Source organism: Acinetobacter sp. YQ_14, from assembly GCF_043102985.1.
Lineage (GTDB): Bacteria > Pseudomonadota > Gammaproteobacteria > Pseudomonadales > Moraxellaceae > Acinetobacter > Acinetobacter venetianus.
The window spans coordinates 22,820-49,367 of sequence record NZ_JBICJJ010000022.1; the positions used below are offsets into that span (position 1 = coordinate 22,820).

The 26,548-nt window shown below is 39.0% G+C and carries 24 protein-coding genes; 8 read left to right on the plus strand and 16 right to left on the minus strand.

Translation table 11 applies throughout. The features are described 5' to 3' along the window. Positions 1 to 50: 50 nt before the first annotated feature. Both ACF8D3_RS10980 and ACF8D3_RS10985 read right to left on the minus strand, forming a co-directional pair. Complete coding sequence (locus tag ACF8D3_RS10980) at positions 51 to 1,364, minus strand: hypothetical protein (protein WP_004880894.1); 1,314 nt, start codon at positions 1,362 to 1,364, stop codon at positions 51 to 53. 58 nt (positions 1,365 to 1,422) lie between these two features. Then, a complete protein-coding gene (locus tag ACF8D3_RS10985; protein ID WP_004880896.1) occupies positions 1,423 to 1,941 on the minus strand; it encodes a hypothetical protein in 519 nt (172 codons plus the stop codon). Between the two features lie 242 nt (positions 1,942 to 2,183). On the opposite strand from ACF8D3_RS10985, the gene mrdA reads away from it, so the two are divergent. Together mrdA and rsmD are read left to right on the plus strand one after the other, a co-directional pair. Then, the gene (gene mrdA, locus ACF8D3_RS10990; protein ID WP_392471506.1) at positions 2,184 to 4,169 is read left to right on the plus strand and encodes a penicillin-binding protein 2; all 1,986 of its coding nucleotides are present in this window, start codon (positions 2,184 to 2,186) and stop codon (positions 4,167 to 4,169) included. Then, complete coding sequence (gene rsmD / locus ACF8D3_RS10995) at positions 4,169 to 4,717, plus strand: 16S rRNA (guanine(966)-N(2))-methyltransferase RsmD (RefSeq protein WP_007483661.1); 549 nt, start codon at positions 4,169 to 4,171, stop codon at positions 4,715 to 4,717. The genes mrdA and rsmD overlap by 1 nt, the downstream gene beginning before the upstream one ends. Here the strand turns inward: rsmD and ACF8D3_RS11000 are convergent. Beyond that, entirely contained in the window at positions 4,714 to 5,118 is a 405-nt protein-coding gene (locus ACF8D3_RS11000; RefSeq protein ID WP_392471509.1) for a hypothetical protein, read from the minus strand. The genes rsmD and ACF8D3_RS11000 overlap by 4 nt on opposite strands. Before the next feature lie 268 nt (positions 5,119 to 5,386). On the opposite strand from ACF8D3_RS11000, the gene ACF8D3_RS11005 reads away from it, so the two are divergent. Together ACF8D3_RS11005 and ACF8D3_RS11010 are read left to right on the plus strand one after the other, a co-directional pair. After that, positions 5,387 to 5,746, plus strand: a complete 360-nt coding sequence (locus tag ACF8D3_RS11005; RefSeq protein ID WP_007483658.1) for a hypothetical protein — start codon at positions 5,387 to 5,389, stop codon at positions 5,744 to 5,746. A gap of 27 nt (positions 5,747 to 5,773) precedes the next feature. Beyond that, positions 5,774 to 6,412, plus strand: a complete 639-nt coding sequence (locus ACF8D3_RS11010) for a DUF2238 domain-containing protein (RefSeq protein ID WP_392471511.1) — start codon at positions 5,774 to 5,776, stop codon at positions 6,410 to 6,412. A 14-nt stretch (positions 6,413 to 6,426) separates the two neighbouring features. Here the strand turns inward: ACF8D3_RS11010 and blp2 are convergent, their stop codons facing one another. The 6 genes from blp2 to ACF8D3_RS11040 all read right to left on the minus strand — a co-directional run bounded on the left by blp2 (position 6,427) and on the right by ACF8D3_RS11040 (position 14,774). Then, positions 6,427 to 8,613, minus strand: a complete 2,187-nt coding sequence (gene blp2 / locus ACF8D3_RS11015) for an Ig-like repeat protein Blp2 (protein WP_392471512.1) — start codon at positions 8,611 to 8,613, stop codon at positions 6,427 to 6,429. 219 nt (positions 8,614 to 8,832) lie between these two features. Further along, positions 8,833 to 9,795 (minus strand): protease SohB, encoded by a 963-nt coding sequence (sohB, locus tag ACF8D3_RS11020; RefSeq protein WP_004880912.1) that lies wholly within the window; start codon positions 9,793 to 9,795, stop codon positions 8,833 to 8,835. Between the two features lie 146 nt (positions 9,796 to 9,941). Continuing rightward, positions 9,942 to 10,856: a phosphate ABC transporter ATP-binding protein PstB gene (gene pstB / locus ACF8D3_RS11025; protein WP_004880914.1), complete on the minus strand. Its 915-nt coding sequence runs from the start codon at positions 10,854 to 10,856 to the stop codon at positions 9,942 to 9,944. Between the two features lie 14 nt (positions 10,857 to 10,870). Further along, the gene (pstA, locus tag ACF8D3_RS11030) at positions 10,871 to 12,265 is read right to left on the minus strand and encodes a phosphate ABC transporter permease PstA (RefSeq protein WP_392471515.1); all 1,395 of its coding nucleotides are present in this window, start codon (positions 12,263 to 12,265) and stop codon (positions 10,871 to 10,873) included. After that, positions 12,262 to 13,641: a phosphate ABC transporter permease subunit PstC gene (gene pstC / locus ACF8D3_RS11035; RefSeq protein ID WP_004880917.1), complete on the minus strand. Its 1,380-nt coding sequence runs from the start codon at positions 13,639 to 13,641 to the stop codon at positions 12,262 to 12,264. The genes pstA and pstC overlap by 4 nt, the downstream gene beginning before the upstream one ends. Before the next feature lie 101 nt (positions 13,642 to 13,742). Further along, positions 13,743 to 14,774 (minus strand): substrate-binding domain-containing protein, encoded by a 1,032-nt coding sequence (locus ACF8D3_RS11040; protein WP_004880919.1) that lies wholly within the window; start codon positions 14,772 to 14,774, stop codon positions 13,743 to 13,745. A gap of 574 nt (positions 14,775 to 15,348) precedes the next feature. Between ACF8D3_RS11040 and ACF8D3_RS11045 the strand changes: the two genes are divergently transcribed. Beyond that, positions 15,349 to 16,401 carry a Rieske 2Fe-2S domain-containing protein gene (locus ACF8D3_RS11045; protein WP_392471516.1) on the plus strand — a complete coding sequence of 351 codons (1,053 nt, stop codon included), beginning with the start codon at positions 15,349 to 15,351 and terminating at the stop codon, positions 16,399 to 16,401. Positions 16,402 to 16,484: 83 nt separating this feature from the next. Here ACF8D3_RS11045 and ACF8D3_RS11050 read toward each other — a convergent pair whose 3' ends face one another. Beyond that, the gene (locus ACF8D3_RS11050; RefSeq protein WP_007483647.1) at positions 16,485 to 18,017 is read right to left on the minus strand and encodes an aspartate aminotransferase family protein; all 1,533 of its coding nucleotides are present in this window, start codon (positions 18,015 to 18,017) and stop codon (positions 16,485 to 16,487) included. A gap of 3 nt (positions 18,018 to 18,020) precedes the next feature. Next, positions 18,021 to 19,391: a diaminobutyrate--2-oxoglutarate transaminase gene (locus ACF8D3_RS11055; RefSeq protein ID WP_004880925.1), complete on the minus strand. Its 1,371-nt coding sequence runs from the start codon at positions 19,389 to 19,391 to the stop codon at positions 18,021 to 18,023. A 467-nt stretch (positions 19,392 to 19,858) separates the two neighbouring features. Between ACF8D3_RS11055 and ACF8D3_RS11060 the strand changes: the two genes are divergently transcribed. Continuing rightward, entirely contained in the window at positions 19,859 to 20,560 is a 702-nt protein-coding gene (locus ACF8D3_RS11060) for an SIMPL domain-containing protein (RefSeq protein ID WP_061392833.1), read from the plus strand. 46 nt (positions 20,561 to 20,606) lie between these two features. On the opposite strand, the gene ACF8D3_RS11065 is transcribed toward ACF8D3_RS11060, so the two are convergent. Beyond that, a complete protein-coding gene (locus ACF8D3_RS11065; protein ID WP_392471517.1) occupies positions 20,607 to 21,068 on the minus strand; it encodes a GFA family protein in 462 nt (153 codons plus the stop codon). Further along, positions 21,065 to 21,733: a TetR/AcrR family transcriptional regulator gene (locus tag ACF8D3_RS11070; RefSeq protein ID WP_392471519.1), complete on the minus strand. Its 669-nt coding sequence runs from the start codon at positions 21,731 to 21,733 to the stop codon at positions 21,065 to 21,067. The genes ACF8D3_RS11065 and ACF8D3_RS11070 overlap by 4 nt, the downstream gene beginning before the upstream one ends. A 109-nt stretch (positions 21,734 to 21,842) precedes the next feature. Between ACF8D3_RS11070 and ACF8D3_RS11075 the strand changes: the two genes are divergently transcribed. Continuing rightward, positions 21,843 to 22,307: a hotdog fold domain-containing protein gene (locus ACF8D3_RS11075; RefSeq protein ID WP_392471520.1), complete on the plus strand. Its 465-nt coding sequence runs from the start codon at positions 21,843 to 21,845 to the stop codon at positions 22,305 to 22,307. Between the two features lie 45 nt (positions 22,308 to 22,352). On the opposite strand, the gene ACF8D3_RS11080 is transcribed toward ACF8D3_RS11075, so the two are convergent. Together ACF8D3_RS11080 and ACF8D3_RS11085 are read right to left on the minus strand one after the other, a co-directional pair. Then, positions 22,353 to 23,447 carry an acyl-CoA desaturase gene (locus ACF8D3_RS11080; RefSeq protein ID WP_061392829.1) on the minus strand — a complete coding sequence of 365 codons (1,095 nt, stop codon included), beginning with the start codon at positions 23,445 to 23,447 and terminating at the stop codon, positions 22,353 to 22,355. Between the two features lie 14 nt (positions 23,448 to 23,461). Further along, positions 23,462 to 24,529: a ferredoxin reductase gene (locus ACF8D3_RS11085; RefSeq protein ID WP_392471521.1), complete on the minus strand. Its 1,068-nt coding sequence runs from the start codon at positions 24,527 to 24,529 to the stop codon at positions 23,462 to 23,464. A 138-nt stretch (positions 24,530 to 24,667) separates the two neighbouring features. Here ACF8D3_RS11085 and fabR point away from each other — a divergent pair, with 138 nt between their 5' ends. Next, positions 24,668 to 25,363 carry an HTH-type transcriptional repressor FabR gene (fabR, locus tag ACF8D3_RS11090; protein ID WP_007481339.1) on the plus strand — a complete coding sequence of 232 codons (696 nt, stop codon included), beginning with the start codon at positions 24,668 to 24,670 and terminating at the stop codon, positions 25,361 to 25,363. Between the two features lie 24 nt (positions 25,364 to 25,387). Here fabR and ACF8D3_RS11095 read toward each other — a convergent pair whose 3' ends face one another. Beyond that, entirely contained in the window at positions 25,388 to 26,521 is a 1,134-nt protein-coding gene (locus ACF8D3_RS11095; protein WP_278396700.1) for a DUF389 domain-containing protein, read from the minus strand. Positions 26,522 to 26,548 lie beyond the last annotated feature (27 nt).

The following is a 26,548-nucleotide window of genomic DNA, read 5'->3' on the forward strand; positions in this document are numbered from 1 at the left end:
TTAATTGAGCAATATCATACAGACTTATTGCCCAACCAACATCAAATTAATTATAAGAAAGCTACAAATAAGTGGATTAAACCTGCAAAAAAGCCAGTTACCCCACCTAGTACAATTAAAATCCACTCATCCTCTTGGAACGCTGGTCGTAATAGATTTTGGAACTCTTTCGGTGTCAGTTCACGGATACGGTCTCTAAACATTTGAAAGATCTTTTGCGCACGACTAGCATTCAAGGCTGGGTCACATACTGGCCCCATAGTAATTTCAATTGAACGATCAATCAAGTCGGTCTTGAGTCTAGCATATTCTCTAGGACCCAATGATAGCTGCAATGATGTTCTAACCAGTGGAGTTTCCATAATTTCATTAATATGGCGCTTGACAATACGACGGGTTTTATCTTTTTTGCTGCCGTACATCATCTCAGTCATAATCGACTTCAATGTGATTAAGTCCTCTGTTACCACACTCGCGAATACATCTGAAACCTCTTCCTGACGCTTCATAAAAGCGCCTTGTACATTGTAAGTACCGATCTTTAGAACAGGTACAATCCAAGGGAATTTACGGTCTTTGGTTAAGCGGAATATTTGTGGATAACGGATATAATGCGGCTCGATTGGGTTAAATACCATCCAAATTGCAATCCAGTTGGTCAAGAAACCCCAAATCGATGCCCAAAATGGAACGGTCCAATGCCAAGGCACTACGAACCAAACAATCATTTGGAAAACACCAAAGAACATCCCAATCAATGCACTGATATGCCAAATAAAATTAATTTCTTTTTGTCCAACTTTGAGGAACATCCGCACCATCAAACGGCGATCACCTTCCATTTGGCGAACAACCATTTCACGCATATCAACAAGTGACTCGACGTTCATGGTCAGCTCAGTCACAAGTTCTCTTAATGTATTTGGGAGTTGTTTATGTGCTTGAGCATAAATACGGCGTTTAATCGAATAGGGTAAATTTTCCCATAGCACTGCATTACGGTCGATCATGACTTCATCAATTAAGTGTTCAAGTTCAAAACCAACTTGTTCACCAATGATCATGGCCATATCTTCTGGGTCCATTGCTTCTAAGAACTCACGCAATGAACCAAGTTTAGTTAATGTATTATCAGTAATGATGCCTGAAATACGTCCAGCTTTACGTGGAACAATCCCTTGCCAACCTACAGGTAATGGTCCTAAATGGAATCCCCAAAAGTTAATTGGGTAAAACACCATTTTTAAAGCCATCCACACGTGAGCCCAAGTTACAAAGGCTGTCACAGGAATAATACTTAAGACCGCCAGATGGTCTGGTCGATTTAAAAAAATCTGCCACAATTCATTGACGTAATCAAACATGCATGACTCTCAAAATTATTAATACATTATGGCTAACAGGACAAAGAGCAAATATCTCCTATAGACCAAAACTTAAAGTGTAAGAAAACTGAAAAACTGGTTCCGATTTTTTCACAGTATTGCCACTTCCATCTTCAATTTTTTCTCGTATACCAGCGCCTACACTGAATGTGCTGATACGTTCGCTATTCAGCCAAACATAAGAAAGATCAGCACCTACACCGAGATTGCCTTTTTGTTTACCTCCAAAGTTTTTACTGTCTAAATGTCCCGCGTAGACACCAACGTAATAACCATTTTTATCAGTGCCTGTTAAATAATATGGATAACGAAATCCAACTTGTGCACCTGGTTCATTATCATCATTTAAAAATGCACCAGCTTTTGCATAAGCAATACCATAAGGATTAACCCATTCTAAATTGGCATGTAGTAATTTTTTTGTAAAACCTGCACCAATATTCCAAGTCGAAACATTAGCATCTTTTAATTTTGGCTCTGGCATATATGGATTTTCATCCGCATGCACCAAACCATTACATGTTAAAACCGCTAGCAAAAGGTAAAGTTTTCTCATTATTCTCTCCATTTTCCTTAAGAGTGCGTATTGGACAATCCTATTTCAAACCGTTTGTGACTTTAACAGAATTATTTTGCTTCTAGTATACAAGACCCTACAAATTTAATGTCTGCAAAGTCAAAAACTGTCGCAGCTTCATTTATATGAAGTATTGAAAAATCTACAGTATGATCATGCAACTTACGTTAAAATAAGTCACCCATACCCTCTTTCAATCTTGTAATTTAAGTCGACTCAGTATGAAACAGCACTTTCCTTTAAAAAACATGCAACAAGAAAAGCGCATTTATAGGGGTCGAATCTTTTTTGCAATTTTTCTAGTGATGACGTTTCTTCTTTTATTGATCTGTCGTTATGCATATTTACAGATTGTTCATTACGATGATTTTACAACGGCATCAGATAAGAACAGAATTCGCTTACAACCTCTTCCGCCTGCCCGTGGTTATATTTACGATCGTAATGGTATTTTACTTGCAGATAATTATCCTGTTTTTAGTGCAACATTAAGCCGTGCAGATGTCACCGATATTGATGGAACACTCTCTCGTCTAATTCCAGTATTAAGTCTGACACAAGAAGACGTTGATCGTTTTAACAGCCGTGTTAAAACTGCTCGAAAAACTGAGCGTATAGCGATCAAGCTCAACCTAACTGAAAATGACATCGCAAAGTTCAGTGAAGTTAAATATGCCTTTCCTGGAGTCAAAATCGAAACACAGATGACTCGCTACTACCCTCACGGTGAGTTATTTGCGCATGTCATCGGTTATGTTGGTCGAATTAACGATAGAGAACTTAAAAAGATCGATAAGGATTTATATGCTGGAACTAACCTTATCGGCAAAATTGGTGCAGAAAAAAGTTATGAGGATTTACTGCACGGCACACCGGGCTATGAATCTGTCGAAGCCGACGCACATGGTAATGTGCTCAGAAACTTAGGACGTCAAGATCCTGTTCGCGGTAATGATCTCTATTTATCGATAGATTATGGCTTACAAACCATTGCGGCTAAACAATTAGCTGATCGTCGCGGCGCGATTGTTGCGATAGATCCCCGCACTGGAGAAATTTTAGCACTGGTTTCTAGTCCAAGTTTTAATCCCAATTTATTCGTAACGGGGATCAGTACCAAAGACTATAGTGCTCTGCGTGATAACTTAGATCAGCCGCTTTATAACCGTGCAGTTCAAGGTTCTTATCCACCAGGTTCTACGATTAAGCCAATGTTCGGTCTGGGAGGGATTCATTATGGACTCGTCGATTGGAATACCGCCATTTCTGATCCCGGCTATTTCTCTCTTCCTGGGGATTCACATAAATTCCGTGACTGGAAAAAATCAGGACATGGTTCAGTCAACTTACATAAAGCTCAAGTCGTCTCTTGCGATACTTATTTCTATATCTTGTCCTATCGTATGGGCATAGAAAAAATGAATGAGTGGATGCGCCAATTTGGTTTCGGTGAGAAAACGGGGGTTGATCTACCTAGTGAAAGTTCAGGCTTATACCCAAGTCCACAATGGAAAATGCGTACTCGTAAAAGCAAATGGCTAAAAGGTGAAACAATTTCCGTCAGTATTGGACAGGGTGCATTTACAGCAACACCATTACAGCTCGCTATGGCAACTGCAATCACCGCGAACAAAGGATCACATGTCACACCGCATGTATTACGAGATACCAAAGGTGCAAAACAATTCACTGTGCATAATGCACCAGATGGAAAAATCCAATTTAATGGAACCGCACAAGATTGGATGAATATGCACGATGCCATGGTTGATGTCATTCAATCTGGTACAGGTCGTGGAATTAAAGGCGGTTTGCAATATTCAATTGCTGGTAAAACTGGTACGGCACAAGTTAAAAGTATTGCCCAAGGAAAACGCTATAACGAAGCAGCACTTTCTTCAAGACAATGGGATCATGGTCTATTTGTTGGATTTGCTCCAGCAGATAACCCAGAAATTGCAATCGCAGTCGTATGGGAAAATGGTAAACATGGTGGTTCAGCAGCTCAACTCGCACGTCCAATTTTTGATTACTGGCTTGTTACTCGTAAGAAAAATCCGATTCGTCCAGCAAATCATCAAGTCAGTGGCGGCCTGATGACCGCGGGTATTAAGCCGGGTGAATTACCTAGCGGTGGAGCAGCATCTACAGTACAAGCACAATCAACAACCTCAGCTCCTTTACCTGCTGATGAGGTCACTGAATAATGAAAAATCAATTACGGATCATTGGCGGGGAATGGAAGCGTCGTACTTTACCTTTTGCGAATGTAGACGGTTTACGTCCAACGCCTGACCGTGTACGTGAGACATTATTTAATTGGCTCATGTGGGATATTCAAAATGCACAGGTTTTAGACCTTTGCACTGGCTCAGGTGCGTTAGGATTTGAGGCGCTTTCTCGTGGAGCTGCCAAAGTCGTAATGATTGAACCCAATACAACTCAAGCAAAATTTTTAAAAGAGAATATTGCTTTATTAAAAGCAGAGAATTGTCAGCTACACCTAACAACAGCACAACAAGCGCTCAAGAAACTGAATCTTAGTTTCGACGTTGTCTTTCTTGATCCACCCTATAGTTTAGACTTATGGCAAGAACTTGCTGAGTTATCAGATCCGATGATTGCAAACCAAGCCTTCATTTACGTTGAAGCAGATCGAGAATTATCACAGCTCAAACTACCAGCATCTTGGCAAAAAATTAAAGAAACTAAAGCAGGTGTAGTTCGAGCAGGCTTATACCAAAAAATTACTTAGAAAATTCTTAGCCAAAACAGTCTAATGAGTTGCCCTCGATCAAACGGAAAGCTCGACAAATACTCATAGCCGATTCGGTTGGTTGAGTTAAGCTGATAGACAATACCGTAGCCGAGTGAGATCGAGAAATCATCCAAACTTAGATTTGAAGTATCACCTGTTAACATCTTATGGTTGAATTGATTGGTCTGGTATGCAGTATAGTTGTATACGCGCCACCGCTCATCTTGAAAAAGCTGATTATGCAAAACTGAATAATCTGTTTTCATTTCAGGATATGCAGCATCAAACATTTCCTCAGAATCATCTTCAAATCCAGCAAAGAAATTATAGTTCTCCGCATTTGCAAACGTTGTTAGACAGGACAGTAAACAAAAAAAGAAAATGTGTTTAAATCGCATAATGGCGTTTATTGACAATCTTGATGATTAGCATAACTCTAAAACTCATTTTGCTTCAATAAATTAATGATATATTTCAAACACTAATAGAAGATTATAATCTAATAAAGACGCTATTATTATCCCTTTACAAACACTGTTTAGATTTTGGGCATATAGCTTAACGTACTATTAAGTTTTCAATTGTTGTTCTGTTAGACATAAATACTTAATTTATAGCAGGATTTTAGATACAATGAGCCGATCTACAAACTCAACATAATTCCCCATGAAAGTTTTACTCCTATTGGTCACATGCCTCAGCCTAACAGCGTGTATTTTTGGTCAATCTAGTGAGGTCAAACGTGCTGAGAAAATTTTACAAAATTTTCAGTGCAACAATATCGAATCAAATCAGTTAGCCACGTCTTCGATCACCAATTTTCACCAACAAGCCCTTGCTGTGAATAAAGAAAAGGCCGCGACATATATTGAACAATATAAAAATGGTGAAGATCTCTTTGACATCCCATTGGATGAAGTAGTACAACAAAAATATCAATTATATAAACAAGCTTGTCAGGCACTTGGCGGAGTCGCATCTGCTAAAGAACAAATTGTTATAGGTGCGTCTGACGAAAATAAATAGAGTGACAAACTCTATCTAGGACATTAAATGATAGAAAAAAAATTGAGCTTAAAACATTATATTGCTCTTATCCTCATTTTAGTTACGGCAATAATCGCAAGTATTAATCCTTTAGAATTCGCTTCATATTTATTGCATCAAGCAGGTACAGTTTTCATGCTGATTGCTTTGCTTGTCATCATGCGAAAAATTGGCATTAACTTTTATAGCTTTTGCTTATACCTGCTCTTTTTGTTTATTCATATTGTTGGCGCACACTACCTCTACTCTTATGTTCCCTACAATGAATGGTTCAATTCCCTTTTTCATTTTGACTTAAATCAAAGTATGGGATGGACTAGAAATATGTATGATCGTTTTGTCCATTTTGCATATGGATTTTTACTCTATCCCTTATTCTATCGTTGTTTTCAAGTTTGGTTTCCCGCAGCTAGACCAGCAGCTCTATTGTTCTTGGTCATACAATTTGTTATGGCAACAAGCTTAATATATGAGTTCATTGAATGGTGGATTGCGATGGGATTATCGCCTGAAGATGCGGAAAATTATAATGGTCAACAAGGCGACATGTGGGATGCCCACAAAGATATGTTCCTTGCAACAGTTGGAGCAGCCCTGATTGGTTTCATCCAACTCAGCAAAGAAAAAACGCTTATTCAGAAATAAGCGTTTTGACTTAGTTAGACAATTGAATGCTGTAACAGCATCAGGTCATCCCAAGGATCTGATTGCACCACTTGAGTTGGCTCGAAATTCATCAAATTAGTATTTATATTACCATCAGTTTGAGGAGTCGAGGGTTCAATAGAAACCAACTGATTAAGTAAGTCTTCGATTTCATTCGTATTAGAAGTCGAAGAAGTTAATAACTCATCGACAGTAACTGCTTGAGTTGTCTGTGTCGGCGTAGCTTCATGTTGTGGACTCAGCAATGCATTGAGATCTACATGATCAACCAAACTCATTTGTTGTGCACTTTCAGTTCCAGCATCCATTTCATTACTCAGCAATGAACTCATTGTCGTCGGTGCAATCACATTAAAACTAAATGAGTTACTGATCTCACTGGTATTTCCTGATAAATCAGTCTGAGTAAAAGTCAACGTATGACTGCCTAATGCTAAATCATGGGTGATATTAAAACTCCATTTTCCATTGTCACCCACTGTGACTGTTCCGATTGGCTGTCCATTGTCATAGATTGTTAGTGTCGCTTTCGCCTCACCTAGACCAGTCAAGCTAGGTTTACTATCATCGGTTGAGCCGCCAGCCGAGATATTCCCTTTAACATCTCCAATATCATCCGTTACGGTCTGCAAAATAGGCTTGTTCGGTGCAATGGTATCTTTCGTTCCTAACACATCCGTAGATTCAGAACGATTACCTGACGCATCAATCACATATACTTTCCCAACGGTCTTATCCGTTAATGCAGCAGATAAGTCGATTGTAAATTTTCCATCTGCGCCTGCTGTTCCTGAACCAAGCACAGTTTTTCCATCTGCTGAGCGAATTTCAATTTTACTATTTGCTTCGGCTGTTCCAGTGATCGAATCTCCATCCGCATTTAACTGCGCTACAGCTTTTTCTGGTGCAATCGTGTCTTTACCTGCCGTAATTTCTAATGGTTTAGACTGGTTACCTGCTGCATCTTCAAGGATAAGAGAGCCTTTGTGATCACCCGTTAATGCAGGTGAAATTGTAATTTGAAATTTCCCTTGTGCATCTGCAACACCACTTCCAATAATATTGCCATCAGCATCTTTGATTTGCACTTTTGCATTTGCCTCAGCTTTACCTAAAACTGATGTACCTGCTTGGTTTACTTCAATCAATGGCTGATCAGGGGCTAACGTATCTTTCCCAGCAAAAACTTTGGACGGATCAGATTTATTACCCGCCGCATCTTCCGCTACTACTGTTCCACCTTTATCGCTCGTTAATGGCGGTGATACCTTAATTGAATAAAGTCCCGAACTATTTGCATTAACAGAGCCTAATAATTTTCCATCTGCATCGTAAACTGATATTTTAGCATTCGCTTCGGCCTTGCCTGAGACAATCGTACCATCTGCATTTAATTGTGCACTTGGTGCATCGGGCGCGATCGTATCTTTTGTTCCCGTAACAACTGTTGCTTTAGATGTATTACCTGCACTATCAATCGCGATAACTGCGACTTTATTTCCATTCACCAAAGGACTATCTAGTTTAATACTATAGTTACCCTCATTATCCGCGTAACCACTCGCAATCACTTTCCCTGTGGTATCTTTGATCTCTACTTTAGCTTTCGCTTCTGTTTTACCTGTAATGGTTTGTGTATCGGCATCTAATACAGCGGTCGGGGTTGCTGGTGCAGTAATATCTGTCGATTTATCATTATCACTTTTATCGTTATCATCATCCTTCACCGCCCAGAGATAAATACCTTCAGCAGCTAAAGCCACCAAACCTGCTTTTACTAACTGTGATTTACTCACACCAAAATCATCACTGCTATCTGAATGCTCAGCAGCTTGAGGTGGAACTTCGGCTGAAGCAAATTGCGTTAATTCTGTGGCAGGAGAATAGCGAACAAATTTTCCTGCAGCGTCAAATTCAGCAATTGCATAAGAACCATCTTCTCGGGGAATTGCGAGCGTATGTTCCGTATTGTTCATTTCATTAAAGAAATCATTAATAATAATTTTCTCACCATTTTTCAGTGTAATGACAAGATCATTACCTTGCTTGATGATCGATTTTATATCGCCTTGCGCAACTCCGATTTGAACAATGGATGGTTGATTCAGTATCACACCTTGCATTTGTCCATCTTGTAAAACAGTAAAATTTTTCTTCGATGAAACGACAACTCTTGTCATTATTATGCTCACATATCAATTATAGTTTTAGATATTTTTCAATTAATGGAAAATATAAGTATTTAATCTCGCGATTAAAATAGCAAATGATAGATAGGACGACAATCCAGTTCATCGCAATTTTGTTAGCTTTATTTAATTTACTATTTGTTCAAATACTTTAATTATCGAAATAAAAAAAACCAGTCATATGACTGGTTTTAAATAACATACGATGAATTATAGTTTTGGATCACGTAGCTGAACCAAACTGCTATTTGCTTTGGTCAATCCATCTGTAATTTTCCCCAACACTGCTGGAATTAAATTCTCAGCCATTTGCGCAGCTTGTAAACCTAATTTCTCACCAAATGTCGGACGCTTACGCGTATTAATCACATAAACATCATGTTTTGGTAGCAAGCTAAGTATGTATTCATCCGAAGTTTGTAATTTATCAACCAAGTTGAGTTCGCGTGCATCTTCACCATACCAATGCTCACCTGTTGCAACTTTTGCTACTTCTAACTGTGGACGGTATTTTTCAACGAAGTGCTTAAATAAAGAATGCGTTTGTTGTAACTCTTCTTCAAATTTCGCTTTACCTTCAGGTGTATTTTCACCAAACATGGTGACTGTACGCTTATATTCGCCAGCAGTATAAAGTTCAAAGTCAACATTATGCTGTTTCAATAAACGATTGAAATTTGGAACCTGAGCCACGACGCCAATCGAACCAACAACAGCAAATGGCGCAGAAATGATTTCATTTGCAATACAAGCCATCATATAGCCACCGCTTGCAGCAACTTTGTCTACGCAGATCGTGACATTAAAGCCTGCATCGCGTAGACGAACTAACTGAGCAGCTGCTAAACCATAGCCATGTACCATTCCACCAGGACTTTCTAAACGAACCACAACCCGGTCATGCCCTGCTTTTGCTGTCGCTAAAATTAAGGTAATTTCCTCACGAATCGTATCTACAGCGGAAGCTTGAACATCACCTTTAAAATCGAGAACATAGATTTTTTGATCATTTTTTTTACGAATTTTTGCTTCTTTCGCAAGCTGCTGAACAAGCTGTAATAGTTCCAAACGAGATGCTGTTGTTTGCGCGATTCTTTTTCTTTGTTCATTCACACGCGCATTTAAATGGCTAATACGAATCTCAGCAGGAAATTTAGGTAAATGGAATAACATAAAGTAAGTGCTCTATAAGTTCGGCTTTATTCGTCTAAGATGTGGTCTGCTCAAGAAAAATTCAATAGAGATTTTGAAAAATAGATTCATTTTCATTTATACAATAAAAAAAGAGCCCGAAGGCTCTTCTTATCACTGAAATAATCTTAGCCAAAACGACCTGTAATATACGCTTCAGTTAACTGATGATCTGGCTGAGTAAATACTTTCTCAGTTGAGTTCACTTCGATCAAATCACCTAAATGGAAATAAGCGGTACGATCAGATACACGAGCTGCTTGTTGCATTGAGTGCGTGACGATTGCAATCGTATATTGCTCAGATAGTTCAGAAATTAACTCTTCAATCTTAGCTGTTGCAATTGGATCAAGCGCTGAACATGGCTCATCCATCAAAATCACTTCAGGACTTACAGCGATGGTACGCGCAATACACAAACGTTGCTGTTGACCACCTGAAAGACCTGTACCCGGCTGACTTAGACGATCTTTCACTTCTTCCCAAAGACCAGCTTTACGCAGACTGTTTTCTACGATTTCTTCTAAATCATATTTGTCACGTGCTAGACCATGAAGTTTAGGGCCATACGCAACGTTATCAAAAATTGATTTAGGGAATGGGTTTGGCTTTTGGAACACCATGCCCACTTGAGCACGTAACAATACAACGTCTAGGCTTGGATCATAGATGTCTTGATTATCTAAAGTTACTTTACCCGTCACACGACAAATATCAATCGTGTCATTCATACGGTTCAAGGTACGCAAGAATGTAGATTTACCACAACCTGACGGCCCGATAAATGCAATAACTTCATTCTGGTAAATATCAAGGTCAATCCCTTTGATTGCCTCAGTTTCACCGTAGTAAACATGAACATCTTGAGTGCTAATTTTTACTTCATTTGTTTTAGGCTTTTTGTTTGATGAAGCCGTTTCAAACTGAGAGACAAATGCAGTATTAGATTGCTGAACTTGCGCTTCAGATGAGGTAAATTCTGTTTGCTGTGGATTCACTGACTTATCCTTTTCTACGGCGTTCATAATATCAATCGTATTCATTGTACTCTCCTCTATTACCAACGCACTTCAAATTTCTTACGAAGCCAAATTGCAAGGCTGTTTAAACCAATCATTAACGCAAGTAACACAATAATCGCAGCTGCGGTACGCCCTTCAAAGAAGTTACGCAATTCATTACCTTGCCATAAATACACTTGTACAGGTAATGCTGTTGCTTGATCAAGTGGTGTCGTTGGAACACTTGCAACGAAAGCACTCATACCGATCAAAAGCAATGGTGCAGTTTCACCTAATGCTTGAGCAACACCAATAATTGCACCCGTTAAAATACCCGGTAAAGCTAAAGGTAAAACATGGTGGAAAACGGTTTGTACTTTTGATGCACCAAGACCTAAAGCAGCCTGACGAATCGAAGGTGGTACAGCTTTTAATGCAGCACGTGTCGTAATAATCACAGTTGGTAAGGTCATTAAGCTTAATACCAGACCACCGACTAAAGGTGCTGAAAGTGGTAACTGCATCCAACCAATAAAGATCGCCGCACCCAACAAACCAAATACAATCGAAGGAACAGCAGCCAAGTTGTTAATATTGACTTCAATAATATCCGTCATCACGTTCTTTGCTGCAAATTCTTCAAGATAAATCGCACTTGCAACACCGATTGGAATCGAAATGATGATCACGATGAGCATCATGAACAATGAACCCATGAAAGCACCAGCCAAACCACTAATCGCAGGTGAACTACGAGAGTCTGGACTTACGAATAAGTTGGTATTGAAGGTATTGTTGATAATGCCTTCTGCTTTCAATTGATCTGCAATCTGACGAACTTCTGGATCTAACTGCTGTTGATCATCAGGTAATGAACGATCAATATTGCCCGCTAACCATACATCGACATTTGCATCAGCCAAGAACTTAATATCTTTTTTAGTACCAATTAGTGATGGATCAGCCAATACCATATCACGTAGACGATATGACTCTGAGCTAGTGTACAAGCCGCTGAGATAGTCACGTTGAGACTCTAATGCTTTGTCTTTTGAAACAATGCCATTTACGATCAACGCATCCCAATCAACCATACCCATTTCAGTTTGCCAAGCGATCATACGCTCTTCAAAATGCGCTGGAGTCTCACCTGCGGTTTGTTTAGGTTTCGCGCCTACATCAATAATTGTTGGATCGAAATAAACGGGAACCGTGATACTGCTCTGCCAAAAAGCCGGCAAGCCTTTCGATAAAATACTTCCAAACAACAATGCTACAAATGCAAGGCCAATCATAACTGCTGAAAAGCCAGCAAAACGGAATGCTTTTTCTTTGCGATGACGCTTTGCCAAAGAACTTTGAATCTTACTTTTGCGCTGTTCACGTTGTTCAGCAGCAACTTGAGGATCAAACGAATTTTGATCCAAAGGAGATGTCTTTGATGAACTCATTCGTATTGCTCACGATATTTGCGCACGATGTACAGTGCAATAATGTTTAAACCCAAAGTAATGACAAACAGCGTTAAACCTAGGGCAAATGCAACCAACGCTTGAGGGCTGGCAAAGTCAGTATCACCTGTTAATTGCTTAACGATCGTTACTGTCACAGTTGACACAGCTTCTAATGGATTTGCGTGGAGTAATGGACTGTTACCCGCTGCGAGTACCACGATCATCGTCTCACCGATCGCACGAGAAGCCGCCAATAAGAATGCACCCACAATCCCCGGTAACGCTGCTGGAATGACAACCTGACGGATCGTTTCAGATTTTGTTGCACCTAAACCTAATGAACCATCACGTAAAGCACGCGGAACCTGTGTAATGATGTCATCTGATAATGAAGATACGAATGGGATAATCATAATACCCATCACGAAACCAGCAGTTAATGCACTGGTTGCATTGATATTTACACCAACCGTTTCACCCACCATTTTAAAGAATGGCCCGATGATCATTAAGGCAAAAACACCATAAACGATTGTAGGAATACCCGCGAGTACTTCAATTGTTGGTTTCGCCCAAGAACGTAAACGAGGAGATGCATATTCTGCTAAATAAATTGCAATCATTAATCCAACTGGTACAGCTACAAGTAGTGCGATACCACTTACCATTAAAGTCCCCCAAATTAATGGTAGGATGCCGTAGCTTCCCTCTGCACTTCCTGTCGTACTAAAACCTGGATCCCACTCAGTTCCAAAGAAGAAGTCAACTGGACTTACAAATTTGAAAAAGTGTAATGCTTCGCTCAACATTGAAAGAACAATACCGATCGTTGTAAGGATCGCAACGCCTGAACAAAGAATCAGACCAACATTAATTGCTTTTTCTACTTGATTACGTGCACGGTATTGCTGGCTCACATGACGTTTTGCCCAAACCAAACCAGCTAAAGCAACACTCACAACTACTGCAAATTTTGCAAATGATCCGATCGTTTGGAATTTTGCAAGTTGTTGCGCTGCTGCAACTTCATACGCTGCTGGTTGATCAGTTACCCCAAACCCAGAAGCAATCGCTTGAACACGATCAATTAAAACATCACGACCAGCTTCATCTAAATTTGCGCTAATTGATGCTGGTATATTGTTAAAAATAATATGGTGTAAAACACTCGGTTCAACCAAGTTCCAAATCATCAAAATTAAAAAAGCAGGAATACCACACCACAAAGCAACTAACGCCCCGTAATACACTGGACGCGAATGTAGTGTTACTGAGTTATTTCCCTTACCTGCTAGGTTACGGCTTTTACTCAGCCCGATTTGATATGCAATTGCCACAAGGGCTAACAACACACCGATAAGTAGCAGATTCATGTAATCTCCACTGTTTTCTCAATTTTCATCATTTGAAAAAACTTAGCTAGACAAAAAGGCTGATGAACACATGTCTCACCAGCCTCCGTTTTCAAATAAACTTATTTAACTGATTTACCAGCTTTGAAATCAGCTAGGATTTTTGCACGCTCTTTGTCGTTCATTGCAATCAAACCAGCTTTTTCTAATTTAGAACCTTTACCAGATACTTTCTTGTTCAAGAAGTATTCTACGTATTGTGGTAAACCTTTAATTGATTTTAAGTGCTCGCCTTTCACGTAGAAGAACAATGGACGAGAAACTGGGTATTGACCGCTCAAGATAGTCTTTTCAGAAGGTACTACACCGTTTACAGTCGCAACACGTAATTTGTCACGGTTAACATCATAGAAACCTAGACCGAATACGCCAACTGCACTTGGAGATGTTTTTAAACGAGCAAGTGTTTCAGTATAGTCACCAGCGATTTCAATTACACGACCATCTTTACGGAAGTTAGAACATGCTTTTTTCTGAGCGTCTTTGTCTAAACCTTTGATGTAGTCATAAGCTTCACAACCAGCATCAACCATTTTCTCTTGGAATACTTCACGAGTACCATGGTTAGAAGCAGGAATTACTAAAGTAATTGGTTCGTTTGGTAAAGCTTTGTCAATTTGGTTCCAAGTTGTATATGGGTTTGGAACCATTTTACCGTTTGATGGTAATTCAGCAGCTAAAGCTGTAAATACGTGATATGGCTTTAATTTATAAGCAGCTTTTTTCACGTTAGATGCGAAAACGATACCGTCGTAACCTATTTTGATTTCTTGGATTTGGTTTACGCCAGCTTTTTTACAAGCATCAATTTCTGTTGATTTAATTGGACGAGATGCGTTTGCGATATCGATTGTGTTATCGCCAACACCTTGACAGAATTGCTTCAAACCACCTGAAGAACCGCCAGAACCAACAACTGGTGCTTTGAATTGTGGGAAAGTATTACCAAACTCTTCTGCAACAATACTTGCGTATGGTAATACAGTTGAAGAACCAGCAATTTGGATCGTATCACGAGCTGCGTTTGCAGTCGTAGCTACAGTTGCCCCAGTTACAGCTAATGCAATTGCGAGATTACGTGGATTTAAGCGCATTCTGTTTTCTCTCATTTATACAATTTGATTTACAACTCTTTTAAATTCAAGTGTTGTACTTTGGTTAACTGCATTTTGATTAGATAATATGACAAATAAGTTACAACTTTGTGACGCTTTGATGATAATTGATATACTGCATCAAATTTAATTAAATATTAATAAATATCAATATGTAAGATGAATGAAAATATTCTTCAAAATCCTGCAATCACTATTGAAATTGCAATATTTATTAGAATTATTACAGCTTACATTTGATTTTTTACAGAAAAACTCATCTTTGATGATAAAAAATTATAGTGAGTGGAATACTGATGATTTTTCCATCAACACATAGTATGACATATTTATTAAAATGAACATCCATCCTCACGTAACATCTTTTTTTAGATGATTTGGGTATTTAAAAGAAGAATACAAGAGTATGAAAAACTAGCTTTTTATCAAAGATATATCATTTAAGTTTTTTGAATTGTGTTCTAAAAATATCGATACTTCATTCAGTTTATTGAAATTTCTTAGAACAGATGATTGATCTATATTTGATTTAAATAGATAGAAAGATCAGATCATGAACACAAAAACCATCGCAACATTTAATCCAGATTTGCCCGTTCACATGACATTTTCAGAGCATGATTGGCACTTGCTCGCTCAACACTGGTATCCAATTGCATTAGCCCGTGATATTTCAGAACAACCTACTGCCGCAATGTTGCTCGATATGCCGCTGGTCATCTATAAAATGGCCGATCAACTGGTTGTCGCCAAAGATGCTTGTCCGCATCGTGGAGTTCCTCTGAGTTTAGGCCATAATGATGGTAATGGTATTGTTTGTCGCTATCATGGTTTACGCTTTGGTGAAAATGGAAAATGCAACCGTATTCCAGCCCACCCTCAACACAAGATCTCTGAACGCTTTCATTTAAAAACTTATGCTGCGCTAGAAAAATATGGGCTGATCTGGTGCAATCTCACAGCCGCATATAATGCTTTAGCAAATATTCCCGAAATGCCTTACTGGGAACATGCTGATTTTCAACAATTGGTCTGTCCATCTGTTGATCTAAATTGTTTTGCAGGTCGACAACTTGAAGGATTCATTGATGTCGCACATTTTGCATGGGTACATCCTGATACTTTTGGGGATCCAGAGAACGTCGAAGTACCTGATTACACGACAACTGAAACAACATATGGTTTTGAAGCTGATTACATTAGTAGCGTCGGGCGTTATCCAATAGGTACAGATCAACGTGGCAAAGACGGCTTTCAATGGTTGAGACATTTCGAGATCAGCCTACCTTTTACAGCCACGCTGACAATTCATTTTCCTAACGAGACTAAACAAGTAATTATGAATGCCGCGTCTCCAGTATCTGCCCGACAAACACGTCTGTTTGCGCCGATCTGTCGTAATTATGATAAGGATTTACCAATTGAGGATGTTTATAAATTTAATCTAGAAATTTTTGAAGAAGACCGACTGATTGTTGAAACACAAAAACCTGAATATTTACCATTAGACTTATCCATGGAAGCTCATTTTCCAGCAGATCGCAGTTCAAGCATGTATCGAAAACTATTGCGAAAAATGGGATTCAGTCCCATTTTTGCAGCCTAATATGATTTTCTAAAAATTTATAAATAAAAAAAGAGGTCTTTCAAAGACCTCTTTTTTTATTGGCATATCAAATTAAATTGCAATTAATCAATCGCAGGAACATAAGTACCAGCAACAATTGCATCTTTAATACGATCTGCTTCTGCAAGCACAAGCGCAAGCAGATTTTGTACATTTTCAAGTGTCGCAACTGGGCTTAAAGTGGTCATCTTCAATGATTGAACATTACCCACTTTTGTTACACCGATATTTGCTTCACCACGTGCAAATAATTCATCTGCAACGTTTTGGTTCAAGCTATCAATAAACTCTGTAGGATAACCTTCTGGCACCACACGGAACAACACTGAAGCGAATTGTGGTTCGATCAACAACTCAAGACCGGCAGTTGCTTTGATATAATCAGCAACTTCACGCGTTAACTTCACACCGTGATCGATCATTGAACCATAAAGCTCTTCGCCTAATGCTTCTACAGTCATCCACAATTTCAATGCATCAAAACGACGAGTCGTTTGCAATGATTTAGAAACTAGGTTTGGAACCCCGTGTTCTTCATCATAAGCAGAGTTAAGATATTCTGCTTCATAATGCATAAAGCGATAGTTTGCCTCATCTTTCAATAAGAAAGCGCCACAGCTAATGCTTTGGAAATAATGCTTATGGAAATCCAGTGTAATCGAATCAGATAACTCAATACCATCTAGCATTGCACGATGATCATTTGAAAGAATCAGTGCACCGCCCCAAGCTGCATCAATGTGCATCCATGAACCATATTTATTGGTAATTTCACGGATTTTCTTGAGTGGATCAATCGCGCCAGCATCTGTTGTACCTGCGGTCGCAACGACACAAGCAACAATTTTGCCTTCAGATTGAAGATGAGCCATGGTTTTTTCTAGCGCATCAACATCCATTTGAGCATTTTCGTTTACAGGTACTGTAACTACTGACTGGAAGCCCATGCCCATCATCGCCATGTTCTTTTGCACAGAGAAATGTGCATTTTCAGAACAAATGACTTTGACGTTTCTCATTGCTTCAGCTGGAACACCATCACGCTGAACAGACCATGGTTTACCATTTTCGTCTTTCCAGTTTTTCGAGATGCACCAGTCACGAGCAAGTAACACACCCATTAAGTTCGACTGCGTACCGCCAGAGGTGAATACACCTGCTTGACCTGCACCATAACCCACTTTTTGACGAAGCCAATCGATGAGTTGAACTTCCATCAATGATCCAGCAGGACTTTGGTCCCAAGAATCCATTGATTGGTTAGTCGCATTGATTAACACTTCCGCGATTTGGCTCATCACCATAGTTGGGCAGTGTAAATGTGCGAGTGAATGTGGATGATGTACTTTTAAGCTTTTGTTGAGAAAAAGCTCAACCATACGTTGTAATGATTGCTGTACGCCCAGACCTTCTTTTGAAGGATTAAAAGAAATTGCTGCTCGCAAATCTTTAATGCTTCCGCCCGTGTACATTTTGTCATTTTGCAACCATGCTGAAACGGCATTCACCGCCTCGCCCATTGCTGACTGATAGTCAGCAATAGATTGAGCATCATTGCAGAGTAACGCTTTACGATGTTCTGCAAAATCAACCATGGTTTAGCCTCGTACTGCTTTTAATGCTTCAGCAATCGCTTTCTTAAAGCGAGCAATGACTTCAACACATTCGTCTTGATTGATGATTAACGGGCAAAGTAAACGAATTACTGTACCGTTACGACCACCTTTCTCAAGCAATAATTTATTGTTGAAACATGCTGCCTGAATTGCTGCTGCTAACTGAGCATCAGCAGGATGAGACCCCATATGATCAGCAGGTTTACGCTCATCAATGATCTCAATACCGATCATTAAACCGCGACCACGAACATTACCAATACATGGGAATTCTTGAGCAAGTTTTTTCAACTCAGCTTGTAAGAAATCACCACGCTCTTGTGCATTTTGAGCAAGGTTTTGTTCTTTGATCACTTGCAATGAAGCTAAGCCTGTACCCATTGCTAATTGGTTACCGCGGAATGTACCTGAATGTGTACCTGGCTGCCATGCATCAAACTTACGTTTAATACCTAATACTGCCAATGGTAAGCTACCGCCAACCGCTTTTGACATCACTACAACATCAGGCTCGATCCCTGCATGTTCAAAGGCAAACATTTTACCTGAACGCGCGAAACCAGCTTGAACTTCGTCCAAAATTAAAACGATGTTGTGCTTTTCAGTCACTTCACGGATTTTCTTCAACCATTTAACAGGCGCAGTAACAACACCACCTTCACCTTGAATTGCCTCAAGGATTACAGCAGCAGGTTTTGTTACACCGCTTTCAACATCTTCGATGAAGTTTTCAAAGAAGTAAGTTAAAGCATCAACACCAGCTTCACCACCTAAACCAAGTGGGCAACGGTATTCATGCGGGTAAGGCATAAACTGTACGCCTGGCATTAAGCCATTTACCGCATTTTTTGCGTTAAGGTTGCCTGTCATAGACAAAGCGCCATGGGTCATACCATGGTAACCACCAGAAAAACTGATTACTGAACTACGGCCAGTATATGTTTTTGCAAGTTTAATTGCTGCTTCTGTACCATCTGCACCTGTTGGGCCACAGAATTGTAAGCAATACTCTTCTTTACCGCCTGGCAAATAAGCCAAAAGCGCTTCAGTAAACGCATCTTTTAAAGGTGTCGTTAAGTCTAAAGTATGTAGAGGCAAACCACTTGCCAATGTATCTTGAATACTTTGAATCACCGCAGGATGATTATGACCTAAAGCCAATGTCCCTGCCCCAGCTAAACAATCAAGGTACTGTGTACCTTCAACATCAGTAACCCAGCAGCCTTGTGCTTTCGCTATCGCTAACGGTAATTTACGTGGATAACTACGAACATTTGATTCCATCTGACTTTGGCGAGTCAAATAATATTCGTTAGTTGCATTTGCGGCAGGGTTTACGGAAGTAACGCTCATATCGAATTACCATCTCTGATATGGGTAAAAGAAATAAGTCTGGTGACTTGTGGTCGTTTGACTCGGTGCTTTTTAGATTCTAGTACAGACACAATGTTTTATATCTTTTAACTAGGTGCGAGATGATACCTAATTTTTAAAGAAAATAAACACTTTTTATGCCCCACATTCATCTAATATTATTGAAAAAATGTTTCTTTCAATGAACTATGATGAATTATCATCATACTATGTGACAAGCTTAAGAAAGTAAGCTTTTTTTATCTGGGTCTTGGTTTTTAGATAAATGGTCAAATAAATAAATATAACCATATAATTATTAATGTTTTTTATTTTAATTTTATGTTGCAAAACATAGATAATCTCTTACAAAGAAACCACAAAATATGCAGAAGTTCCCCATCAGTTCATTTTAGGATCAAAGCTGTAAAAATAATTTTTTTAATAGAAATTCTAAGGAAAATTTTATGCGTAATTTAGCACTCGCGACGTTGATGATTGGCGCGACCCTTAGCCCACAACTTTTTGCTCAAGAGACCAACGATTTGAACTATAACGTTGTAAATATTCAGGCAGATGCTTCGCGCCAAGTTGCCAACGATGAAATGCAAGCTGTTTTATATATTGAGAAAAGTAATAAACAACCTGCTGAACTTTCAAATCAGATCAATCAGCTGATGAACCAAGCACAAGCGATTGCTCGTAAATATCCTCAAGTTAAGGTGGAAACAGGTGCTCAAAGCACATATCCAATTTATGACAATGACAGTAGAAAGCTAAAAGAATGGCGTGCTCGTGCAGAAATTCAACTTGAAAGTAAAGATTTCAAAGCTGCAAGCCAATTGGTCAGCGAATTGCAACAGAACTTCCAGACCCAATCCATCAACTTTACTGTATCTGACGAACAGCGAAAGAAAGTTGAAAATGAATTGATGATTGAAGCTTCAAAAAACTTTCAACAACGCGCGCAAGCCATTACTCAGGCTTGGAATAAAGCACAATACAATTTGGTCAGCCTTAATTTAAATACGAGTAATTATTTCCCACAACCCATGATGCGTGGTGGTGTCGCTAAATTTGCAATGGCTGAGGCAGCACCTGCACAAGATATGGCAGCTGGTGAATCAAAAATCACTGTGAATGCGAATGGTTCTATTCAATTCAAATAAATACAATAATTTATCTAAAAAGCAGAAGACTGTTGTCTTCTGCTTTTTATTTATTCAACTCAAAGTAACCTTGGAACTCCGCACCCATTGGCAGTTCATCAAATTCAAACGATACGGTATGATTTTTACTCCAATTCGCTTGTGAGTTCATACAAAAATTCAATTCTTTCTCGGGGATAAAATCTTGTTCAATCAAACCTAAAGGAATCCACATAATTTTTGGATTACAGCCTAATGCATTAGGTACAGGCGAACCACATTCTGTACAAAACGAACTGGTAAAGCCTGTTGCTTTGACATACGTCCGAATGAATTGCTGACCTTGTTGCCAACCAAACTGTTCTGACAAGATGAAGGTCGCCGTGTTCGAGGCTGCTCCACTCTGCTTACGGCATAAACTACAATAACAACGACAAATCGTTTTAATTTTAGGGATATGAAATTGAAATTTGATTGCCCCACATAGACAAACGCCATTAAATAGTTGCTTTTGCTCTAATGCTGTCATAACGTTTCACCCGAATGATGTTTCTCAATCGTTTTATATTGATTGCTTAAACCCTGCAAAGAATCCCACGCTGCTTGTGCCAACATCTCCCGATACGCTTTCGGATCAGCAACCACTTTTTTAGACAACCAAGCACGACAATAACTTTCAGTTGCCCCAATCACCAAAGACATCATAAGTTCAATCGGTATATTTTTAAATGATTCAAAATCTGAATAGCGTGAAACATGAGCCATAATATTTTGATTTCTTGTTTTGTTTTTTTCGCTTAATACCTGTTTATACTCACTTTGCATGACACTGAAATGAGCTAATAATAAAAACTTTGCGAATTGCGGTTGATCAGATACCCAATCAACATAGCTATAAATCAATGCAGAAATCACATCTTGTAATGATTGCGCCTCCTCTAAATATTGCTCGCGTAAACAAGCTTGATCATCTAAAGCAGCGAATACCAATGCTGCAATGATGCCTTCTTTATTTTTAAAATGATGATAAATCGCACCTACACTACTTTCCGATTTGTCCCGAATCATCTCAATACTGGTGGTATCCAAACCGAACTCAAGAAAACATGACAATGCATCTGACAAAATTTTCCTTTTGAGCAATGATCTGCGTTGAGGATATAAACGTTCTAATAATTGCTGAGCCATATGCATAGTAAATTTTAAATAGCCAACCGTCGGAACTATTGTGTATGACTTGACCATTATTTGTAAACAGAATTATATTCTGTATTAGAATTTAATTCTGTTAGTGAGAAATTCAATGGCTTCAACTTTAGAATTATGGAATAAAGTATCAGCATTACCTGCTGGAAAGTGGACGTTCACTCGAATGCTCTGCTTAAAAGCACCTTATTTCAGTAGCATTTCCCCATTATTTGAAGAGCTAAAACCAAACTCTTGTAAAATATCGATTAAGAAAAAGCGCTCAGTGCTCAATCACATCGGCACAATTCATGCGATTGCAATGTGCAATATGGCAGAACTCGCAGGTGGAACAATGACAGAAGTGACTGTGCCTGCAACTCATCGCTGGATTCCGAAAGGGATGACCGTTGAATATTTAAAGAAAGCAGAAACAGACTTAATTGCAGTAGCAACACCTGTTGAAAGTCATTATGACTGGGATAAGGCTGGAGAATATCTGGTGAATGTCGATGTACTTGATCAACACAATGAAAAGGTTTTCCACGCGACAATCACAATGTGGATTTCTAAGAAAAAATAATAAAAAGCCCCGAACATTAAGTCAGGGCTTTTTATTATTCTGTTTTTACTTTTTAAATGGTAATGCATATTTAAAAATACGCCCGACAACTTCACCGAACTGTTTTACAAAACTAGCATTATTATAATGCAAACCATATTTTTCACAGACAGCTTGCACTTTAGGCGCGACTTGGCGATAGCGACGCGCAGGAATATCAGGAAATAAATGATGTTCTATTTGATGGCTTAAATGCCCTGTCAAAATATGAAACGCTTCCGAACCCGTCAAATTCGATGAACCTCGAATTTGACGCATATACCAATGTCCACGGCTTTCATCTTGTATGACCGATTTCGGGAATACTTCAACTTCTTTGGTAAAGTGACCACAGAAAATGATGCTGAAAGTCCATACATTACGAATGCCATTCGCCACTAAATTACCTGTCAATACAGGAAGCGCCGAAGGTCCAGCGATCAATGGGAAAAATACATAATCTTTAAAAAGTTGCTTCGCTATTTTCTTTTGGGCTGGCTGCCATTCACGCTTAAATTGCGCCATCGTTTTGCGTTTATACAGCACTTTACCCAATTCAAGATTTTGAATGGCAACACCCCATTGGAAGAGCAAACTGAACGGTACGATATACATCGGTTGGATTAAAGTAAATTTGTTCCAACGCTGTTCTGGAAATAGACGAAATACCCCATAACCCACATCATCATCCATACCCTTTACATTGGTATAAGTATGATGCTTAAAGTTATGCGTTTGTCTCCAGTTGTCAGAAGTTCCAACGGTATCCCATTCATAGGTTTGACCATTAAACTTTGGATCATTCATCCAATCATACTGACCGTGCATGACATTATGACCTAACTCCATGTTTTCCATAATTTTGGCGAAACCTAATAACCCCGTACCTAATAACCATGCTGGTGGGAACCATCCAGCAAATAGCAAAGCACGGCCTAAAAAGCTGCTATAACGGATCGTAGAGTAGACACGGCGGATGTATTTTGCATCTTTTTCACCCAAGTCATCTAAAACATCTTGCTTGATCTGATCTAATTCACGAGCGAAAGCATCTAACTCTGCGGCAGTTAAATCACGATTTTTTGGATTTTTAAAAAATTCAATTTTAACAGGCATATTCATTGTTAATTTCTCTCTTATAGATCAATCACAAGATCTGATTGAGCTGAATTCACACAAATTTTTAATAACTGAGTAGGTTCTTGATTGGCAGCACCATTCAATAAATTTCGTGTCGCACCTTGAGCTTTATTACATGCACATTTATTACAAATACCCATACGGCAACCATGATTTGGCTTGATACCTTGCTGTTCTAAACTTGATAAAATCGACTGTCCTTTCGGAATCGCAACTGTTTTATTCGATTTCGTCAATGTGACGTTAATAAAACCTGTATCAGTTAAATCAGCATCGAACTGGCTCAAACTAAAGGCTTCTGTTTGAATCGCAGCAGCATGGCTCAATAATGCTTCAGCTGTTGCCGCAAACCCTGATGGGCCACATGCATAAACAGTTGTGTTATCTAAGTTTTCAAGTTGATCTACATGCGATTGATTCAAACGTTGATCTTGAGCTTGGGTATAGAAAACCTGATAGCTAAAATTAGGAAAATTTTCTTTAATTTCAGTCAAATAATCAACATAAGCAGCATCTTCATTGGTTTTAACCCAGTACATGAGTTTGACCGTTGTTGTTTTAAGTTGCTTTGACTGGCTCAAACCTTCAACTAAACTCAACATCGGTGTAATACCACTTCCCGCTGCAAGCAATAACAAATGAGGGGTTTGAATATGTTGTTGCATATCCCCGTAAGGTTGACCCAAACGTAAAATATTTCCAACTTGACTCTGCTCGACCAACCATGAACTGACTACACCTTGGTCTACTTTTTTCACAGTTAAACACAGATGATCATGATCTAATTGCATCATGCTATAGGTGCGCTCATAATGGCGACCAGCAATCTCTACAGTGACAGGATGATGTTGCCCTGCTACGCCATGTTTAACATGCTGATTGCATTGCAAAATAAGACTAACCGTATCTTTTGCCACAATTTGTTTTTTTACGATTTTGGCAAGTGGCTGATTTACAGACCATAAAGGATTAATTTTCTGTAACCAAAAATTGGTGTCATGACTATTCATTACGCTTTGAGCTAATGAATTGAATAGAGAAATTCTCTTTTCGACTGCTTGCATGAGCGATAACTCTGATCGTTTTTTAATTATTATACATATGTATATATATTTGTATATACACTCGTATAAAAATTTACATTTCACAAGTTCATCGACTACAGCTATAATCCCGACTAGCTTACTTATATTTTGAAAACAATGGTTCATTCTTCTTTTTTACCGCTCGGCTCAGACACATTAAATGAACAAGATGTCATCGCGATGAAAACACCAGTACGTTCAGTTGGCAGAAAAGCAACAATTACGAAAGAAGAGTTATTCCAAGCAACTTTGAATCTAATTGGCCCGCAAAAAAGCATTGCTTCATTGAGCTTACGTGAAATAGCGCGTGAAGCTGGTATTGCTCCAAATAGCTTTTATCGTCATTTCAAAGATATTGATGAACTAGCCATTGCTTTGATTGATCGTTCTGGTTTAGTGCTACGTAAAATTATTCGTGAAGCACGCTTACAGGCATCAATGCAGCACAGTATTATCCGCAGCTCAGTTGAAGTATTTATTCAACAACTTGATGCGGATGAAGGAAATTTAAGTTTATTGCTTCGTGAAGGCTACACAGGTTCAACCTCGTACAAAGCTGCGGTTGATCGTCAGCTTAATTTCTTTCAACAAGAACTCCAAGAAGATTTAATTCGTTTAGAACAAATGAATGATAGCAAAATCAGCCATGCTGACCTTGTAGCCAAAGCAATTACGCAACTCGTATTCAACATGGGCGCACGCGTTATTGATATTCCTTCTGAGCAACGCATGGAAGTTGCGGAACAAACCATGATTATGATTCGCATGATCTTAGAAGGCGCTCGTCATTTAGATGAAGCAAGTATTCGTTAAGTCTTCTCAATATTCTTTCATTCATTATTGAGTGATTAAGCGCTTAGCAGCTCGATCACTCAAATTCAATGTTTGCTTATCCCCTGCCTGAATAATTTGCACAGGTACAAATCGAACCTGAACAATAGTGGGTTTCTTTTTGGTGTCTTTCGGCAAAACCTCATTTAATTTTTGAATTTCCATCGAACTTGGTACTGTATCGCCCTCGACCACCACACGGGCTAAGGTATATTCACTTTGAGCATCGAACTGTATTTTATCGATAATATTATTATTCTTATTTAACGTCGAAATGATTGCGGTACGTGCTTTGGTTTCGTAAATTTGCTTTTGAATCATATGCAAAAAGTTTGCAGTTAAATACACACCGAGAACCAGTAAAAACAGTAAGCTCACAAAGTTTCGTTTAATAAATTCTATTACATTACTTTGTACCTCCTCGTCTGATCCGCGTCTAAAACCTGCGATCCATAACACCAAAGAAGAACTAATTTGAATTGCGATAATATTGGTAAACGCCAATAACAAAGCATTCGCAGAGAGACGTAAATCCCAATGTGCAAGTAGAATACCACTTGCAACCAAAGGTGGAACAAGTGCTGTAGCAACGGCAACCCCAACAACAGCAACCGATAATCGTGGCGAAACTGATGCAAATGCCCCAGCAGCTCCCCCTGCCAGTGCAATCATTAGATCGATCACATTCGGTTGAGTACGGGATAGAATTTCATGTGTTAGCGGCATATTAAAATTAATAAGCCCCAATATTACCCCTATTCCAAAAATCATTGCCACGCCAAGTGCTAAGGTCTTTAATGCCGTGACGAATAAGATCCAACGATTATCAATAAAAGATAGCGCAATCCCTGAAATCGGACCAAGCATCATTGCCACAAGCATCGCACCAATCACCACAGCAGAAGAATCAGCGAGTAGACCATAACCTGCGATTACAGCAGCCAAAGCATTCATAATAAAAAATGTTTTGGTGGGTAATGCATCTGCCTGAATATTGAGACGAACGAGCTTATGATCTATCTTTTTAGAATTTTCACGTAACGCTTGCTTATAGCGTAACTTTTCTTTTAAAACCTCAATCTTCTCTTGTTCTGGATGATCATTAATAACAATGGTTGCTTTATCTTTTTCATTTTCCATTTGTTCTATCTCTTCATTTGAAAGTCA

Excerpts from the sequence above, each read along its gene's own strand:
- ACF8D3_RS10980 (WP_004880894.1), bottom strand. The coding sequence starts at position 1,364 with ATGTTTGATTACGTCAATGAATTGTGGCAGATTTTTTTAAATCGACCA.
- ACF8D3_RS10985 (WP_004880896.1), bottom strand. The coding sequence starts at position 1,941 with ATGAGAAAACTTTACCTTTTGCTAGCGGTTTTAACATGTAATGGTTTG.
- mrdA (WP_392471506.1), top strand. The coding sequence starts at position 2,184 with ATGAAACAGCACTTTCCTTTAAAAAACATGCAACAAGAAAAGCGCATT.
- rsmD (WP_007483661.1), top strand. The coding sequence starts at position 4,169 with ATGAAAAATCAATTACGGATCATTGGCGGGGAATGGAAGCGTCGTACT.
- ACF8D3_RS11000 (WP_392471509.1), bottom strand. The coding sequence starts at position 5,118 with ATGCGATTTAAACACATTTTCTTTTTTTGTTTACTGTCCTGTCTAACA.
- ACF8D3_RS11005 (WP_007483658.1), top strand. The coding sequence starts at position 5,387 with ATGAAAGTTTTACTCCTATTGGTCACATGCCTCAGCCTAACAGCGTGT.
- ACF8D3_RS11010 (WP_392471511.1), top strand. The coding sequence starts at position 5,774 with ATGATAGAAAAAAAATTGAGCTTAAAACATTATATTGCTCTTATCCTC.
- blp2 (WP_392471512.1), bottom strand. The coding sequence starts at position 8,613 with ATGACAAGAGTTGTCGTTTCATCGAAGAAAAATTTTACTGTTTTACAA.
- sohB (WP_004880912.1), bottom strand. The coding sequence starts at position 9,795 with ATGTTATTCCATTTACCTAAATTTCCTGCTGAGATTCGTATTAGCCAT.
- pstB (WP_004880914.1), bottom strand. The coding sequence starts at position 10,856 with ATGAATACGATTGATATTATGAACGCCGTAGAAAAGGATAAGTCAGTG.
- pstA (WP_392471515.1), bottom strand. The coding sequence starts at position 12,265 with ATGAGTTCATCAAAGACATCTCCTTTGGATCAAAATTCGTTTGATCCT.
- pstC (WP_004880917.1), bottom strand. The coding sequence starts at position 13,641 with ATGAATCTGCTACTTATCGGTGTGTTGTTAGCCCTTGTGGCAATTGCA.
- ACF8D3_RS11040 (WP_004880919.1), bottom strand. The coding sequence starts at position 14,774 with ATGCGCTTAAATCCACGTAATCTCGCAATTGCATTAGCTGTAACTGGG.
- ACF8D3_RS11045 (WP_392471516.1), top strand. The coding sequence starts at position 15,349 with ATGAACACAAAAACCATCGCAACATTTAATCCAGATTTGCCCGTTCAC.
- ACF8D3_RS11050 (WP_007483647.1), bottom strand. The coding sequence starts at position 18,017 with ATGGTTGATTTTGCAGAACATCGTAAAGCGTTACTCTGCAATGATGCT.
- ACF8D3_RS11055 (WP_004880925.1), bottom strand. The coding sequence starts at position 19,391 with ATGAGCGTTACTTCCGTAAACCCTGCCGCAAATGCAACTAACGAATAT.
- ACF8D3_RS11060 (WP_061392833.1), top strand. The coding sequence starts at position 19,859 with ATGCGTAATTTAGCACTCGCGACGTTGATGATTGGCGCGACCCTTAGC.
- ACF8D3_RS11065 (WP_392471517.1), bottom strand. The coding sequence starts at position 21,068 with ATGACAGCATTAGAGCAAAAGCAACTATTTAATGGCGTTTGTCTATGT.
- ACF8D3_RS11070 (WP_392471519.1), bottom strand. The coding sequence starts at position 21,733 with ATGCATATGGCTCAGCAATTATTAGAACGTTTATATCCTCAACGCAGA.
- ACF8D3_RS11075 (WP_392471520.1), top strand. The coding sequence starts at position 21,843 with ATGGCTTCAACTTTAGAATTATGGAATAAAGTATCAGCATTACCTGCT.
- ACF8D3_RS11080 (WP_061392829.1), bottom strand. The coding sequence starts at position 23,447 with ATGAATATGCCTGTTAAAATTGAATTTTTTAAAAATCCAAAAAATCGT.
- ACF8D3_RS11085 (WP_392471521.1), bottom strand. The coding sequence starts at position 24,529 with ATGCAAGCAGTCGAAAAGAGAATTTCTCTATTCAATTCATTAGCTCAA.
- fabR (WP_007481339.1), top strand. The coding sequence starts at position 24,668 with ATGGTTCATTCTTCTTTTTTACCGCTCGGCTCAGACACATTAAATGAA.
- ACF8D3_RS11095 (WP_278396700.1), bottom strand. The coding sequence starts at position 26,521 with ATGGAAAATGAAAAAGATAAAGCAACCATTGTTATTAATGATCATCCA.